The sequence below is a fragment of the Kitasatospora sp. NPDC053057 genome (assembly GCF_044546945.1).
GTDB lineage: Bacteria > Actinomycetota > Actinomycetes > Streptomycetales > Streptomycetaceae > Kitasatospora.
The window spans coordinates 129,961-142,747 of record NZ_JBITZP010000018.1; the positions used below are offsets into that span (position 1 = coordinate 129,961).

Genomic DNA, 12,787 nt, shown 5'->3' on the forward strand with positions numbered 1-12,787 from the left:
CCGACCCCCGGTATCAATCATCTAGTCTGACGAGATGACCGAGACCCTGATGAACCGCTATCGCCAGGCCGTCCAACCGCTGCTGGAGCCGGGCGAACAGCTGGTGGACGTGGCGAAGGTGATCCCGGTGGCCGGCGCGGAGGGGATCGGGGACGGGGCCGGGGCGGCGATCGGCAACGCGCTGGGCCGGATCGGCGCGGTGACCGGGGAGTCGGGCAGCCTCGCGCGCAGCTTCCCGCACGTGGAGGGCGGGGTGGCGGCCAAGCTGCTGGTGGTCACCGACCGCCGGACCGCGTTCGTCACGGTCGGGCCGGACATCCGCAAGACCGGCCGACTGCTGTGGCACGTTCCGCGCAACGCGATCCGGCGGGTGGAACGGCGCCCGCGCCTTCAGGCCATGGCGAGGTTCCGGCTGCGCTTCGCGGACGGCTCGGCGGTCTCGATGTACACGATGCGGCGCCGCACCGTCGAGGCCCTGGCCGACCACCTCGGGCGATGAGGCCCGTAGGGGTGGGGAGCTGCTCGGGATTTGGTCAACTCTATTGGGCATTAAGGTCTTTGAGTTGGTGTTATGTTCAATGTGTGAATCTCAAGGAATGGGCGATGGCGAACGGTGTGCACCCGCATACCGCCTATCGGTGGTTCCGTGAGGGGACGTTGCCGGTGCCTGCTCAGCGGGTCGGGCCGCGCACGATCCTGGTGAACATCGAGGCGAATACCATGCCGGAAGCGGACGGCGGTCTGGGACTGTATGCCCGCGTCTCCTCGCATGACCAGAAGTCCGATCTTGAGCGGAGGGTGGCCCGGCTGCCTCGCTGGGCCGCGACCACGGGACGCCCGGTGGTCCGGGTTGAATCCGAGATCGCGTCGGGTATGAACGGTGCCCGGCCGAAGGCGAAGCGACTGCTCTCAGACCCTGCCGTGACCGCGGTGGTGGTAGAGCACAGGGACCGGCTTGGCCGGATGAACGTGGAGCTGATCGAGGCCGCCCTTGCCGCATCGGGCCGTCGGCTGGTCGTGCTGGATGACGGCGAAGTCGAAGACGATCTGGTGCGGGACATGGTGGAGGTGCTGACCTCGTTCTGTGCCCGCCGCTACGGGCGCCGGTCGGCGAAGAACCGTGCTCGCAAGGCTCTGGAGGCGGCTGAGCATGGCTGAGCCGACCAGGAAGCCGCTGCGGCAGATCGCCCGGCCGTTCGTTGTCGACGGGCCGTGCGGCGTGAGCATCCGCGATCGTCTCAAGGGCCTGACCGGCGAGGACGAGAAGGTCTTGCGCCTGGTCGGCGAGCACATGGGCCAGTTGTCTTCCCGCGACCTGGCCCGCAGGTGCCGTGACGGCCTGGACCACTCCACGGACACGTGGGCGGCCCGTAAGAGGGAACTGACGGCGCAGTCGTCATCCCGCTGGGCCGGTTCGGTCACCTCCAGCACCCACGACCAGTGGGGCCTGTCCCGCCGCGCGCAGCATGCTCATCTGCAATCGCTGGACAGCGCTGTGCGCACGGTGCGGCACCGCTTGTCGCTGCCGGTCGGGGAGAAGGGAAGCCGGGGCAAGCCCGGCGGCTACCGCTCCAAGCATGAGTGGTTCGTCAAGACGCGCCGCCTGGCGATCCTGGAGGACGAGTACGAGCGCGTGGCCGCCGAGCGGGAGGCCGGGCGGGTCTCGGCGGTGCGGGGCGGTAGGCGACTGCTCAAGCAGCGCCACAACCTGGAGGCGGCGCAGAAGAGCGAGCCGCAGTGGCGTACGGAGTGGCAAGCTGCCCGATGGTTCCTGACTGCTGACGGCGAGTCCGGCAAGCGCTTCGGCAACGAGACGATCCGCATCACCCCGGACGGCGGGGTCAGCATCAAGCTGCCCGCCCCGCTCGCAGATCTGGCCAACGCCAAGCACGGCCGCTACGTGCTCACCGCGAAGGTATCGTTCCCGCACCGGGGCGCAGAGTGGCACGACCGCGTCACCGCGAACCGGGCCGTGGCCTACCGCATCCACTTCAACGCCACCTCCAGCCGCTGGTACCTGGATGCGTCCTGGACCCGCAAAGACCTGCCCGTCGTCCCCCTGGACACCCTGCGGGCCGGTGGCGTGATCGGCGTGGACACCAACGCCGACCACCTGGCCGCGTGGTTGCTGGACGAGCCCGGCAACCCGACCGGCGCACCCCGCCGTTTCGACTACCACCTGTCCGGCACCGCCACCCACCGCGATGCGCAGCTGCGCCACGCCCTCACCGGCCTCCTGCACTGGGCCAAAGCGACTGGCGTGCAGGCCATCGCGATCGAAGACCTGGACTTCACCGACTCCAAGACCCGCGAGAAGCATGGCCGGAAGAAGAAGTTCCGGCAGCTCATCTCCGGCATCCCCACCGGCAAACTCCGCGCACGCCTGCTGTCGATGTGCGCCGAGGCCGGTGTCGGCGTGATCGCCGTCGATCCCGCCTACACCTCGATGTGGGGCGCGGAACACTGGCAGAAACCCCTGGCCGGCAAAAGACGACAGACTTCCCGACACGCCGCCGCCTCGGTGGCGATCGGTAGGCGCGCCCTCGGGCACGCGATCCGGCGACGGACGGCACCGCCCCGCCAGCACCAGAGTGATGCCGGCGGGCATCGGACCGCCCAGGCCAGACCGCTTGACCGTGGACGTGAGGGAACCCGCCCCCGCGTACCCGGACCACGGACACGATCCGTGCAGCCGGACGCGGAGCGAACGCGGGCAACCAGCGCATCCAAAACCGTTCGGAATGCGCCAGATGACCAGGACTGGGTCCAAGACTCACTCCTGCTCACTGATTAGGAACGGTGTCATACCGAAGTACTCAGAGGGACTTGGCTCCTCGGTATGACGGCTTCGGTTTGCCCCGCCCGTAGCGTCTCCCTCGTCAACGGAGCACGACGAGGAGGCGGCAATGGGCAGGCGGGGACGGGCGGTGGCGGCGGTACTGCTGGCGGCGTCGGCGGCGCTGGGGGTGGCGGGCGCGCCCGGGGCGGTGGCGGTGCCGGCGGACGGCGGCGGTGGACACCAAACCACGGCGTGGCTGCCGCAGCCGACCGGGCCGTACCCGATCGGGACCACCTCGCTGCACCTGACCGACGCCGGGCGGGAGGACCCCTGGCAGCCCGGGCGCAAGCGCGAGCTGATGATCAGCTTCTGGTACCCGACCGCCCGCCCGGCCGCCGGGGAGCAGCGGGCCCGCTACATGGTGCCCGCCGCCGGGGAGCACTTCGGCGGCGACACCGGCGTGGGGAAGCTCAACTACGGTGTCCAGCCCGGCAGTACGGACTGGTCGGGCATCCTCACCCACGCTCGGCAGGACGCCCCGGCCCGCCCCGGCGGACCGCGCCCGGTGGTGCTGTACTCGCCCGGGCTCGGCGACCCGCGCAGCTGGGGCACGGCCCTGGTCGAGGACCTCGCCTCGCGCGGCTACGTCGTCGTCACCATCGACCACACCTACGAGGCCTCCGAAGTCGCCTTCCCCGGAGGCGACCTGGCCACCTCGGTGTTCCCCGCCATGCTGGGGCAACCCGGCCTGGACATCGGCGCCGTGCTGCGCAAGTCGCTGAGCACCCGGGTCGACGACACCCGCTTCGTGCTGGACGAACTCGCCGGGCTGCGCCGCGTCCCCGGCCTGCCGACCGGCCTCGCCGCCTCGCTGGACCTCGACCGGATCGGCATGGTCGGCCACTCTGCGGGCGGCTTCACCGCCCTGCAGACCATGCACGACGACCCGCGGATCGCGGCCGGGATCAACATGGACGGCCAGATGCACTTCCCCGGCCCGGACGGGCAGACCGGCGTCTTCCTGCCGAGCGTCGCCCAGGACGGCCTGGACCGCCCGTTCCTGCTGATGGGCACCCGGAGCGAGGACTCCGGCAGCTACCACGGGCAGCCCGGCTGGGACGCCCTCTGGCAGCACAGCACCGGCTGGCGCGCCGACCTCACCCTGGACGGCTCCCGGCACGGCTCCTACACCGACGCGGAGTCCCTGCTGCCCCAGCTCGCCCGCCAGGGCGCGATCACCCCGGACGAGCTGGCCGAGGAGGTCGGCACCATCCGCCCCGACCGCGCCGAACTCGCCACCCGCTCCTACGTGGCGTCCTTCTTCGACCGCTGGCTGCGCGGCCACGACGACCACCTGCTGGACGGGCCCTCGGCGCGCTTCCCGGAGATGACGTACGAGCGGTAGGGCGGGCAGGCCGATACGGCTCCGGGCCACCGTCGGCGGACGGTGGCCCGGTCCCGTCGGCTCAGGAGTGCAGGTGCGCCGCGACGTACGGGACGGCGATCTGGTCGATCCCTCGGGTGCGGCCGAAGGCCGGGTGGACGTTCACCTCGAAGACCACGCCGCCGCTCTCGGCAGCGAGGTCGACGCCGGCCAGCGGGAGCCCCAGGGACTTGGTCGCCAGGATCGCCAACTCCGCGAGACCCGGCGGGAGTTCGTCGGTCTCCAGGAGGATGGAGACGGCGCCCTGGCACTCGTTGCACGGCGCGTCCGGGTCTGCCTGGACGTGCTCCGTCGCGCGGACGACCCGGCCGCCGAGGACGACCACCCGGTACTGGTGGCGGCGCCCGTCGGCGATGAAGTTCCGGGCGTCCTGGGCGATCAGCCAGTCGGTGCCGAGATCCGCGTAGTGCCGTGCGGCGGCGGCGAGTTGGGTGCGAGTGGTGATGTGGAAGACGTCGTCGCCGCCCATGCCGACGCACGGCCGGGCCCAGACGTCGCCGCCGAGCCGCTCGAAGGCCTCGGCGGCGGCCTCCGGGCTCGGCCGGGAAAGCGTGATCGTCGGCATCTGCGGCACGCCGTCGCGGGTGAAGCGCTCGACCGTGCGGTCCTTCTCGGTCGCCGCGCGCCAGGCCTCGACGTCGGTGCCGAGCGAGCGGACGCCGGACGCGCGCAGCAGCCGCTGGCAGTGCGCGAAGGCGGGGCGCCGGTGTGGCGGGATCTCGTAGACGACCACCGCGTCCGTGGTCACGACGCGTCCCTCGGCCTCCAGGCGGACGGTTCCCCCGCCCTCGGCCTCGATCCGGCCGGTGCCGTTGACGCCGCCGGTGCCGTCCGTCATGAAGTGCCGCGCGTCCATCAGGACGGGCTCGCGGCCGGTCAGCCGCCGGGCGGCGGTGGCCATCGCCGCCCGGGTGCCCTCGGTCGAGCTGTGATCGGTCAGAAGAACGAGATCTCGTCGGCCCATGCGGCCATCGAAGCGGTACGTGCCCGTACCCGACAAGGATGCCTTGCGAGCCACCCGCGGGACGCTCTGGCCGAAACCGCCCTGCCGTCAGTCGACGGTGAGCACCAGCCTGCCGACGGCGCGCCCGGCCTCGCCGAGCTCGTGCGCCCTGGCGGCCTCTGCCAGCGGGAAGACGGCGTCGACGTGGACCTTCGGCAGGCCGGTCCCGACCAGCTCGGTGATCGCCGGCAGCGCGTGCCGGTCGGCTCGAGTCCGGAGAGCCTAACCAAGTTGCGTTTTTAACCAAGTAAGGATTTTATGGATGGCATGAATCTCACAGTCACTCCTCCCGTGCTCGTCACCGGGGCGACGGGCCGGATCGGCCGCATCGTCGTCGACCGACTCCTCGAAGCGGGCGTGCCGGTCCGCGCCCTGACCCATCGTTCCGAGGCGGCGGCGACGCTGCCGGCGCAGGTCGAGGTCTTCACCGGCGACCTGACCGTGCCCGAGTCGCTCGACCCGGCACTGAAGGGCGCCGGTGCGGTCTTCCTGGTCTGGACCGCCCCGCCTCGGACCGCCGCGGCGGTCATCCAGCGGCTGGCGGCCAACGTGCGGCGGGTCGTCTTCCTCTCCTCCCCGCATCAGACGCCGCACCCCTTCTTCCAGCAGCCCAATCCCATGGCGGCGCTGCACGCCGAAATCGAGCGGCTCATCGCGGCCACCGGACTCGAGTCGTCGATCATCCGGCCGGGGATGCTCGCGTCGAACTCGCTGGCCTGGTGGGCGCCCGCGATCCGGCTCGGCGAGGTCGTCCGATGGCCTTACGGTGCCGCGGAGACGGCACCGGTCGACGACCGCGACGTAGCAGCCGTCGCGGCACGGACGCTCTGCCAGGACGGGTACGCCGGAGGTGACTACGTCCTCACGGGCCCCGAACCGCTGACCCAGACCGCACAGGTGGCCGTCATCGGTGACGTCCTGGGGCGCCGGATCGCGTTCGAGGAGATGACGCCGGACGAGTTCCGAAGCCTGTCGGAGGATGCGGCGCTCAGCCCGGCCGTCGACATGCTGCTCGCCGCCTGGGCGGCGGCGGTCGGACCGCCCGCACACGTCACCACTGCGGTGGCCGACATCCTCGGCACGGCCCCGCGAACGTTTCGTCAGTGGGCCGCCGACCACGCCACCGCGTTCGCGCAGGGTTCGTGACCACCTCGACCGCGGCCGGCCGCGTCGTTCCCCGCTGGTAGTGCTCCGCTAGCGGATCTCCGCGCCGGGGTTGGCGTCGTCCCACTCCTGCCGGGAGGTGAGGATCGCGTCGTGGTGGGTGTAGGACCAGTCGACCATCGCCCGCACCAGGTGGGTGAGGCTGTGCCCGAGCGGGGTCAGCTCGTACTCGACCTGTGGCGGGACGGTCGGGTGGACGGTCCGGGAGACCAGGCCGTCGCGCTCCAGGCGGCGCACCGTCAGGGTCAGCATCCGCTGGGAGATCCCCGGCAGGGCGCGCTGCAGTTCGCGGAACCGCCTTACGCCCTGGGCGAGTTCGACCACGGCCAGGACCGACCAGCGGTCGCCCAGCCGGTTCAGCAGGTCGCGGATGCCGCAGTCGACGCCCTCGTCGCACCAGACCACCGGACGGGGAGTGGTTACCGCGGTGTGCCCTACTGACATGGAAGTGCCTCCTTACTCCGGACGCCCAGGCTACCGAGGATGGTCACGTCTTCAACGACCAGCCATCTGGAGGAGAAACATGCTGCTCGTCACCGGTGTCAACGGAGGTCTCGGCGCCCTCGTCCTGGAGCGCCTCGCGGGCCGTGCGGATGTCGTCGCCGGGAGCCGGACGCCCGAGAAGGTTCAGGGTGAACAGCCCGTCCGGCTGGTAGACTTCGACCGGCCCGAGACCCTGGCCGAGGCCTTCGAGGGCGTCCGGACGCTGCTGCTGATCTCGGCTGGCGCCGCCGAGGACGACGTGGTGACCGCCCGGCACGGCGTGGCGATCGAGGCGGCCGAGAAGGCGGGCGTCGAGCACGTCGTCTACACCAGCCTGTCCGGCGACGGCGACCACCTGCCCTACGCGCTGGCGCACCGCTGGACCGAGCGACGGCTGCGCGAGTCCGGCACCCTGCGCTGGACGGTGCTGTGCAACGGCCTCTACGCGGAGCTGCTGGCCGCGATCGCCGCGCCCGGCCTGGACGGGGTGATCACGGCGCCGCTGGGCGCCGGGCGGCTGGCGGCGGTGGCCCGGGCCGATCTCGCCGAGGTGGCGGTGAACGTCGCCCTGGCGCCCGCCGGGCACGCGGGCCGGACGTACGAGCTGGTGGGGGAGCGGGCGGTGGGCGGTGCGGAGGTGGCCGAGGTGCTCGGCGCCGAGTACCGCCCGGGCCGGCTGACCGAGGCCCGGACGGCGGTGGCGGCCTCGGACGCGTTCGACTTCCAGGTGCCGATGGTGGTGGGTACCTACTCGGCGATCGCCCACGGCTTCCTGGCCGGGCCGGGTGGGCCGGGCGACCTGGCGGCCCTGCTCGGTCGCCCGCCGCGCCCGGCCCTGGAGGTCATCGCCGGGCGTCAGTCGTAGCGCGCTGGGCGTCGATCCGGGCGTGGGCATCCGGCCAGGGGATCGGGAGCTGTTCGACCGGAGCGTCCCAGAAGGTGAAGGTGGACTCCCGCATGGTGGGGCGCAGGCCCCGCATGACGCTGCGGTGGGGCTCGGCGGTCGCGAAGGCGTTCAGGGCCTCGCGGCTCTCCCAGGCTGAGAGTGTGTAGAAGGTCCGATTGAGGGGCCGGGCGATCAGCGAGCCGCCCAGGGCGCCGGGTGCGGTGCGCAGTTGGCGCCAGACGGTCAGCGACCGGGCGAAGAAGCGCGGGACGTTGGCGAGCGACCGCACCTCGAACCGGGAGGCCATGACGACCGCCCGGGTGCCGGGGGCGGCGGGATTCGGCGTGGTCCAGGGCAGCGTGGGCATGGCTGACACTCCTCGTCGGGCAGAGGCGGAGGACGGAGGATGCGACACTGGGTAGTGGCACTATCTATGTTAGACAGTGCTGGTATCCAAAGGCCAGACGAAAGCGAGAACGGGTGTGCGCATCTCCGAACTGAGCCGCCGCAGCGGGGTCCCGACCGCGACCATCAAGTACTACCTGCGCGAGGGTCTGCTCCCGCCCGGTCGGGCCGTCGCCGCCACCCAGGCCGAGTACGACGAGAGTCACCTGCGCCGGCTGCGCCTGGTGCGCGCGCTGATCGGGGTGCGGGGCCTGAGCGTGAGCGCCACCCGGGAGGTGCTCGGCGCGGTGGCCGCGCACGCGGGGGAGCGGCACCAGGTGCTCGGGCTGGTGCTCGGGGCGCGCCCGGTGGACGAGGAGGAGGAACCGGCGCCCGCCCCCGGCGCCGCCGAGGTGGACGCGCTGATCGGCGAACTCGGCTGGGAGGTATCCGAGCACGCCCCCGCCCGAGCCGTGCTCGGCGAGACCCTGGAGACCCTGCGCTCGCTCGGCGCGGAGCTCGACCGCCCCGCACTGCTGGGCTACGCCGAGCTGGCCGAGCGGACCGCCGTCCTGGACCTCGACCAGCTCGACCCGGACGCCGACCCGCTGGAGCAGGCCGAGCGTGCCCTGTTGCGGACCGTCCTGCTGGAACCGGCCCTGCTCGCGCTGCGGCGGCTGGCCCAGGAGAACGAGTCCGCCCGCCGCAACGCCTGACCGTCAGTCCCCCAGAACGGCGATCCGGCCGGTGCTGCGCCCGTCGGCCACCAGCTGGACGGCCTCCGCCGCCCCGGCCAGCGGCACCCGGGCGCTGACCAGCGGCCGGACCACGCCCTGCTCGGCGAGCTTGGTCAGCTCGTCGTGGGCGGCCCGGACGGCGCGCGGGTCGTGGGTGTTGTAGAGGCCCCAGTGCAGGCCGAGGATCGCGTAGTTCTTCACCAGGGCGTGGTTGAGCGCCGGCGCCGGGATCTGCCCGGCGGCGAAGCCCACCACCACGATCCGGCCCTCGAAGGCCACGCACTTGGTGGAGCCGGTGTAGGCCTCGCCGCCGACCGGGTCGAAGACCACGTCCGCGCCGCGCCCGCCGGTGAACTCCTTGACGGCGGCGACGAAGTCCCCGGCCGTCCGGTCGACCACCAGGTCGGCGCCGAGCGCGCGGGCCGCCTCCGCCTTGGCCGGGCCGCCGACCACGGCGACCACCCGGGCCCCGGCGGCCCGGCCGAGCTGGACGGCCGCGCTGCCGACCCCGCCGGCCGCCGCGTGCACCAGCAGGGTCTCGTCGGCCCGCAGCCGGGCCCGGCGGTGCAGGGCGAACCAGGCGGTCTGGTAGCCGATGTGCAGCGCCGCCGCCTCGGCGTCGTCCAGCGCCTCGGGCGCCGGGAAAGCGGCCGCGGCGTCCAGCAGCGCGTACTCGGCGAAGGCGCCGTGCGGCAGCACCGGGTTGCCGATCAGCCGCTCGCCCCGCCGGGCGCCGTCCGCGACCTCGCCGCACAGCTCCACGCCGGGGGTGAACGGCAGCGGCGGACGGACCTGGTACTGCCCGCGCACCATCAGCGCGTCCGGGAAGTTCACCGCCGCCGCCCGGACCCGGACCAGCAGCTGCCCCGGGCCGGGCACCGGCCGCGCCGCGTCCTCGGCCAGCCGCATCACCGCGGCCGGCTCGCCGAGCTCGTGCACCTGCCAGGCCCTCACAGCGCCCCGCCCTTCTCCAGTTCCTGCTGGAGCCGGTTCATCCCGGCGATCCAGCGGTCCGGGTCGGTGGCCCGGACGCGGTAGTACTCGGCGGTCTCGGGGTGCGGCAGGATCAGGAAGCGCTCCTCGCGCAGCCCGTCCAGCGCCGCCTGGGCGACGTCCCCCGGATCCAGGGCGGTCGGCGCGAGCAGCGCCTCGCCGACCGGGCCGGTGGAGGCCAGCATGTCGGTGCGCACACCCTGCGGGCAGAGCGCGTGCACCTTGACGCCCCGGTGGCGGTAGGTGGCGGAGAGCCACTCGGCGAAGGCGAGCGCGCCGTGCTTGCTGACGGCGTACGGCGCGGAGCCGAGCATGGTGAGCAGCCCCGCGGCGGAGACGGTGGCCAGGAAGCGGCCCTGGCCGCGCTCCAGCCAGCGGGGGAGCAGCAATTCGGCGGCCCGCACGTGGGCCAGCACGTTGACCTCCCAGGCGCTCGCCCAGGCCGCGGCGGGCGCGTCGGCGCCGCCGACCGGGGCGACGCCCGCGTTGGCGCACCACACGTCGATCTCGCCGAGCTCCGCGCGGGCCCGGCCGACCAGGGTGGCCAGACCGGCGGCGGAGGCGGCGTCCCCGGGCAGGGCGGCGCCACCACAGTCTTCGGCGACCGCGTGGGCGGCCTCGGCATCCAGGTCGTTGACCACCACCCGGGCGCCGGCCGCGGCGAAGGCCCGGGCCAGCGCGGCACCGATGCCGCGGCCGGCGCCGGTTACCACCACGCCCTGGCCCTCCAAGGTCGTCACAGCCCACCGCCGAGGGTGACTCCGCCGTCCACCACGAGGGTCTGGCCGGTGATCCAGCCGGCGTCCGGGGAGAGCAGGAAGGCGACGGCGCCGGCGACGTCCTCGGGGACGCCGAGGCGGCCCAGCGGGTAGGCCTTGGCGACCTCCTCCTCGCGGCCCTCGTACAACGCCTCGGCGAACCTGGTCTTCACCACGGCGGGGGCGACGGCGTTGACCCGGATGCCCTGCGGACCCAGCTCGGCGCCGAGTTCGGTGGTGAGCCGGATCAGCGCGGCCTTGCTGACGCCGTACATGCCGATCCCGAGCGAGGCGCGGATGCCGGCGATCGAGGCGACGTTGACGACCGAGCCGCCGTGCTCGCCCATCCAGGCGGCGTGCGCCCGGCGAGTCCAGGCCAGCGGGCCGAGCACGTTGACGGCCATGATCTTGGCGGCGGCGGCCTCGTCGGTCTCCAGGACCGGCCCGTACACCGGGTTGATGCCGGTGTTGTTGACCAGGTGGTCGAGCCGGCCGAAGGCCTCCAGGGTGCGGGCGACGGCCTCCTCCTGGTGGGCCGGGTCATCGGCCTTGCCCGCGACGGCGATCGCGTTCTCCGGGCCGCCGAGGTCGCGGACGGCCTCGGCGAGCGGCTCGGGGTTGCGGGCGGTGAGACAGACCTTGGCGCCGCGCTCGACCAGTTCGCGCGCGATGCCGAGGCCGATGCCGCGGCTCGATCCGGTCACGACGGCCACCCGGCCCTTGAAGGAGTGCGCCACGGAGGGTCCTGCCTTTCCCGCGAGGGTCTGAGTTCGAGATTGCCGACCGAGTCGGCTGAGCTGACCGAGTCGACTGAGCTGACTAAGCGCTTGCTCAGCATGGTGTCGGTGCGGCAGCCTGTCAACAGTCCGCCGGACCGCACCGAACGGCCGACGGGAAAGCCCGTACGAATCCTCTGGGAGGATGGCGCCATGACCAGCACGCCGATCGCCGACCTCTGGCCGACCCTGCCCGGCGCCGACACCCGCCCCGAGGCGGCGTACCGGCTGCTCCAGGCGGCCGTGGAGTCGTTCGCGGAGCGCGGCTTCCACGCCACCACCACCCGGGACATCGCCACCGCCGCCGGGATGAGCCCCGCCGCGCTGTACATCCACTACCAGTCCAAGGCCGCCCTGCTTGCCGAGATCAGCCAGGCCGGGCACACCGCCACCCTCGCGCTGGTGCGGCAGGCGGCGGCCGGGGACGGCGGATCGGCGGAGCGGATGCGGCGACTGGTCGAGCAGTTCACCGCCTGGCACGCCCGGGCCCGGACCGTCGGCCGGGTGGTCAACTACGAGCTGCACGCGCTGCCCGAGGACGCCTACGCCGTCGTCGCGGCGCTGCGCCTGGACATCGAGCGCGAGGTCAGCACGCTGATCGCGGCGGGCGTGGCGGCCGGCGAGTTCGAGGTCGCGGAGGTGCGCACGGCGGCCCGCGCGGTCACCTCGCTGGGCATCGACGTCTCCCGCTGGTACACCGAGCGGTCCTCCGAGACGCCGGAGGAACTCGGCCGCCGCTACGGCGAGTTGGTGCTGCGGATGCTCGGCGCCCGGGTCTGACGTCCGGGCCCTTCGCCACACCCTTGACCAGCCCCGGGGGCGCGGGCAGACTCGTATACGAAGTACGTGTGCCTCGTAGGCGTACAGCGCCGACTTCCGGCGCGTTCCCGGTCCGGTCGGACGGACCCCGGCGCGACTTCCGTCACCGCGCATCCCAGCAACACCTTCCGCGGCGACCGCGCCCCGACCGGCGGCGCCGCCGGGAGCAGACCCCGACCCGGGCCGGCCGGCGGACCGGTCGTGTGCGTGGCGCGTCGGGCGCGGCCCGGGCGGAGGGAGAGGGGAGGCGCAAGCGATGCCTTCCCGGCAAGGAACCACCCCGCAACGATCGAGCCCGGTCCGGCCGTACCTGGGCGACTACATCCGGCTGATCGCCGTCGGCCAGGACTTCTACGGGATCTTCGCGGGCAACAACACCCCCGACAACGCCAACTTCCCGGTCGGCGTGACGTACCGGCGCAACTCCAACTTCACCACCCACCAACTGCTCGACACGGACGGGGTGTCCCCGGTGAACCCGTCCATCGACCCGTTCTTCCTCCACCGGGCTGCCTGAGCCACCGGGCTGCCTGAGCACAGTCGTTGAGGCGCCCGCCACGA

Annotated in this window: 15 protein-coding genes and 1 pseudogene; 9 read left to right on the top strand and 7 right to left on the bottom strand. The window is 72.9% G+C overall.

The genetic code is table 11. The annotated features are described in order from the left end of the window. Positions 1-34: 34 nt before the first annotated feature. The 4 genes from ACIG5E_RS20460 to ACIG5E_RS20475 all read left to right on the top strand — a co-directional run bounded on the left by ACIG5E_RS20460 (position 35) and on the right by ACIG5E_RS20475 (position 4,184). Complete coding sequence (locus ACIG5E_RS20460; RefSeq protein ID WP_396535191.1) at positions 35-499, top strand: hypothetical protein; 465 nt, start codon at positions 35-37, stop codon at positions 497-499. Positions 500-582: 83 nt separating this feature from the next. Next, positions 583-1,158 (top strand): IS607 family transposase, encoded by a 576-nt coding sequence (locus ACIG5E_RS20465; protein ID WP_396535193.1) that lies wholly within the window; start codon positions 583-585, stop codon positions 1,156-1,158. Then, positions 1,151-2,794 (top strand): IS200/IS605 family accessory protein TnpB-related protein, encoded by a 1,644-nt coding sequence (locus ACIG5E_RS20470; RefSeq protein WP_396535195.1) that lies wholly within the window; start codon positions 1,151-1,153, stop codon positions 2,792-2,794. Before ACIG5E_RS20465 ends, ACIG5E_RS20470 begins: the two co-directional genes overlap by 8 nt. Before the next feature lie 112 nt (positions 2,795-2,906). Then, positions 2,907-4,184, top strand: a complete 1,278-nt coding sequence (locus ACIG5E_RS20475) for an alpha/beta hydrolase family protein (protein WP_396535197.1) — start codon at positions 2,907-2,909, stop codon at positions 4,182-4,184. Between the two features lie 61 nt (positions 4,185-4,245). On the opposite strand, the gene ACIG5E_RS20480 is transcribed toward ACIG5E_RS20475, so the two are convergent. Then, positions 4,246-5,187, bottom strand: coding sequence for a RimK family alpha-L-glutamate ligase (locus ACIG5E_RS20480; RefSeq protein WP_396535199.1), 942 nt, complete (start codon positions 5,185-5,187; stop codon positions 4,246-4,248). Positions 5,188-5,274: 87 nt separating this feature from the next. Beyond that, positions 5,275-5,421, bottom strand: a pseudogene (locus ACIG5E_RS20485) (zinc-binding dehydrogenase); the annotation flags it as partial. 72 nt (positions 5,422-5,493) lie between these two features. On the opposite strand from ACIG5E_RS20485, the gene ACIG5E_RS20490 reads away from it, so the two are divergent. Beyond that, complete coding sequence (locus tag ACIG5E_RS20490) at positions 5,494-6,372, top strand: SDR family oxidoreductase (protein ID WP_396535201.1); 879 nt, start codon at positions 5,494-5,496, stop codon at positions 6,370-6,372. Between the two features lie 48 nt (positions 6,373-6,420). Here ACIG5E_RS20490 and ACIG5E_RS20495 read toward each other — a convergent pair whose 3' ends face one another. Beyond that, positions 6,421-6,834 (bottom strand): winged helix-turn-helix transcriptional regulator, encoded by a 414-nt coding sequence (locus tag ACIG5E_RS20495; RefSeq protein WP_396535203.1) that lies wholly within the window; start codon positions 6,832-6,834, stop codon positions 6,421-6,423. 79 nt (positions 6,835-6,913) lie between these two features. Here ACIG5E_RS20495 and ACIG5E_RS20500 point away from each other — a divergent pair, with 79 nt between their 5' ends. Then, complete coding sequence (locus ACIG5E_RS20500) at positions 6,914-7,738, top strand: NAD(P)H-binding protein (RefSeq protein WP_396535205.1); 825 nt, start codon at positions 6,914-6,916, stop codon at positions 7,736-7,738. On the opposite strand, the gene ACIG5E_RS20505 is transcribed toward ACIG5E_RS20500, so the two are convergent. Then, on the bottom strand, positions 7,716-8,126 hold the full coding sequence (locus ACIG5E_RS20505; RefSeq protein WP_396535207.1) for a DUF3291 domain-containing protein: 411 nt from the start codon (positions 8,124-8,126) through the stop codon (positions 7,716-7,718). The two genes, ACIG5E_RS20500 and ACIG5E_RS20505, sit on opposite strands and share 23 nt — an antisense overlap. 115 nt (positions 8,127-8,241) lie before the next feature. Between ACIG5E_RS20505 and ACIG5E_RS20510 the strand changes: the two genes are divergently transcribed. Next, the gene (locus tag ACIG5E_RS20510; protein WP_396535209.1) at positions 8,242-8,859 is read left to right on the top strand and encodes a MerR family transcriptional regulator; all 618 of its coding nucleotides are present in this window, start codon (positions 8,242-8,244) and stop codon (positions 8,857-8,859) included. 3 nt (positions 8,860-8,862) lie between these two features. On the opposite strand, the gene ACIG5E_RS20515 is transcribed toward ACIG5E_RS20510, so the two are convergent. From ACIG5E_RS20515 to ACIG5E_RS20525, 3 genes are read right to left on the bottom strand one after another with little or no spacing between them, the layout of a single operon-like run. After that, on the bottom strand, positions 8,863-9,834 hold the full coding sequence (locus tag ACIG5E_RS20515; RefSeq protein ID WP_396535211.1) for an NADPH:quinone oxidoreductase family protein: 972 nt from the start codon (positions 9,832-9,834) through the stop codon (positions 8,863-8,865). Beyond that, a complete protein-coding gene (locus ACIG5E_RS20520; protein WP_396535213.1) occupies positions 9,831-10,613 on the bottom strand; it encodes an SDR family NAD(P)-dependent oxidoreductase in 783 nt (260 codons plus the stop codon). Before ACIG5E_RS20520 ends, ACIG5E_RS20515 begins: the two co-directional genes overlap by 4 nt. Then, positions 10,610-11,368: an SDR family oxidoreductase gene (locus ACIG5E_RS20525; protein ID WP_396535215.1), complete on the bottom strand. Its 759-nt coding sequence runs from the start codon at positions 11,366-11,368 to the stop codon at positions 10,610-10,612. The genes ACIG5E_RS20520 and ACIG5E_RS20525 overlap by 4 nt, the downstream gene beginning before the upstream one ends. 192 nt (positions 11,369-11,560) lie before the next feature. Between ACIG5E_RS20525 and ACIG5E_RS20530 the strand changes: the two genes are divergently transcribed. Continuing rightward, positions 11,561-12,187: a TetR/AcrR family transcriptional regulator gene (locus tag ACIG5E_RS20530; protein ID WP_396535217.1), complete on the top strand. Its 627-nt coding sequence runs from the start codon at positions 11,561-11,563 to the stop codon at positions 12,185-12,187. A gap of 295 nt (positions 12,188-12,482) precedes the next feature. After that, complete coding sequence (locus ACIG5E_RS20535) at positions 12,483-12,743, top strand: hypothetical protein (RefSeq protein ID WP_396535219.1); 261 nt, start codon at positions 12,483-12,485, stop codon at positions 12,741-12,743. Positions 12,744-12,787: the final 44 nt, after the last annotated feature.

What these genes read in the sequence shown, in the direction of transcription:
- ACIG5E_RS20460 (WP_396535191.1), top strand. Translation starts at nt 35, where the DNA reads ATGACCGAGACCCTGATGAACCGCTATCGCCAGGCCGTCCAACCGCTG.
- ACIG5E_RS20530 (WP_396535217.1), top strand. Translation starts at nt 11,561, where the DNA reads ATGACCAGCACGCCGATCGCCGACCTCTGGCCGACCCTGCCCGGCGCC.
- ACIG5E_RS20470 (WP_396535195.1), top strand. Translation starts at nt 1,151, where the DNA reads ATGGCTGAGCCGACCAGGAAGCCGCTGCGGCAGATCGCCCGGCCGTTC.
- ACIG5E_RS20475 (WP_396535197.1), top strand. Translation starts at nt 2,907, where the DNA reads ATGGGCAGGCGGGGACGGGCGGTGGCGGCGGTACTGCTGGCGGCGTCG.
- ACIG5E_RS20495 (WP_396535203.1), bottom strand. Translation starts at nt 6,834, where the DNA reads ATGTCAGTAGGGCACACCGCGGTAACCACTCCCCGTCCGGTGGTCTGG.
- ACIG5E_RS20535 (WP_396535219.1), top strand. Translation starts at nt 12,483, where the DNA reads ATGCCTTCCCGGCAAGGAACCACCCCGCAACGATCGAGCCCGGTCCGG.
- ACIG5E_RS20505 (WP_396535207.1), bottom strand. Translation starts at nt 8,126, where the DNA reads ATGCCCACGCTGCCCTGGACCACGCCGAATCCCGCCGCCCCCGGCACC.
- ACIG5E_RS20480 (WP_396535199.1), bottom strand. Translation starts at nt 5,187, where the DNA reads ATGGGCCGACGAGATCTCGTTCTTCTGACCGATCACAGCTCGACCGAG.
- ACIG5E_RS20500 (WP_396535205.1), top strand. Translation starts at nt 6,914, where the DNA reads ATGCTGCTCGTCACCGGTGTCAACGGAGGTCTCGGCGCCCTCGTCCTG.
- ACIG5E_RS20490 (WP_396535201.1), top strand. Translation starts at nt 5,494, where the DNA reads ATGAATCTCACAGTCACTCCTCCCGTGCTCGTCACCGGGGCGACGGGC.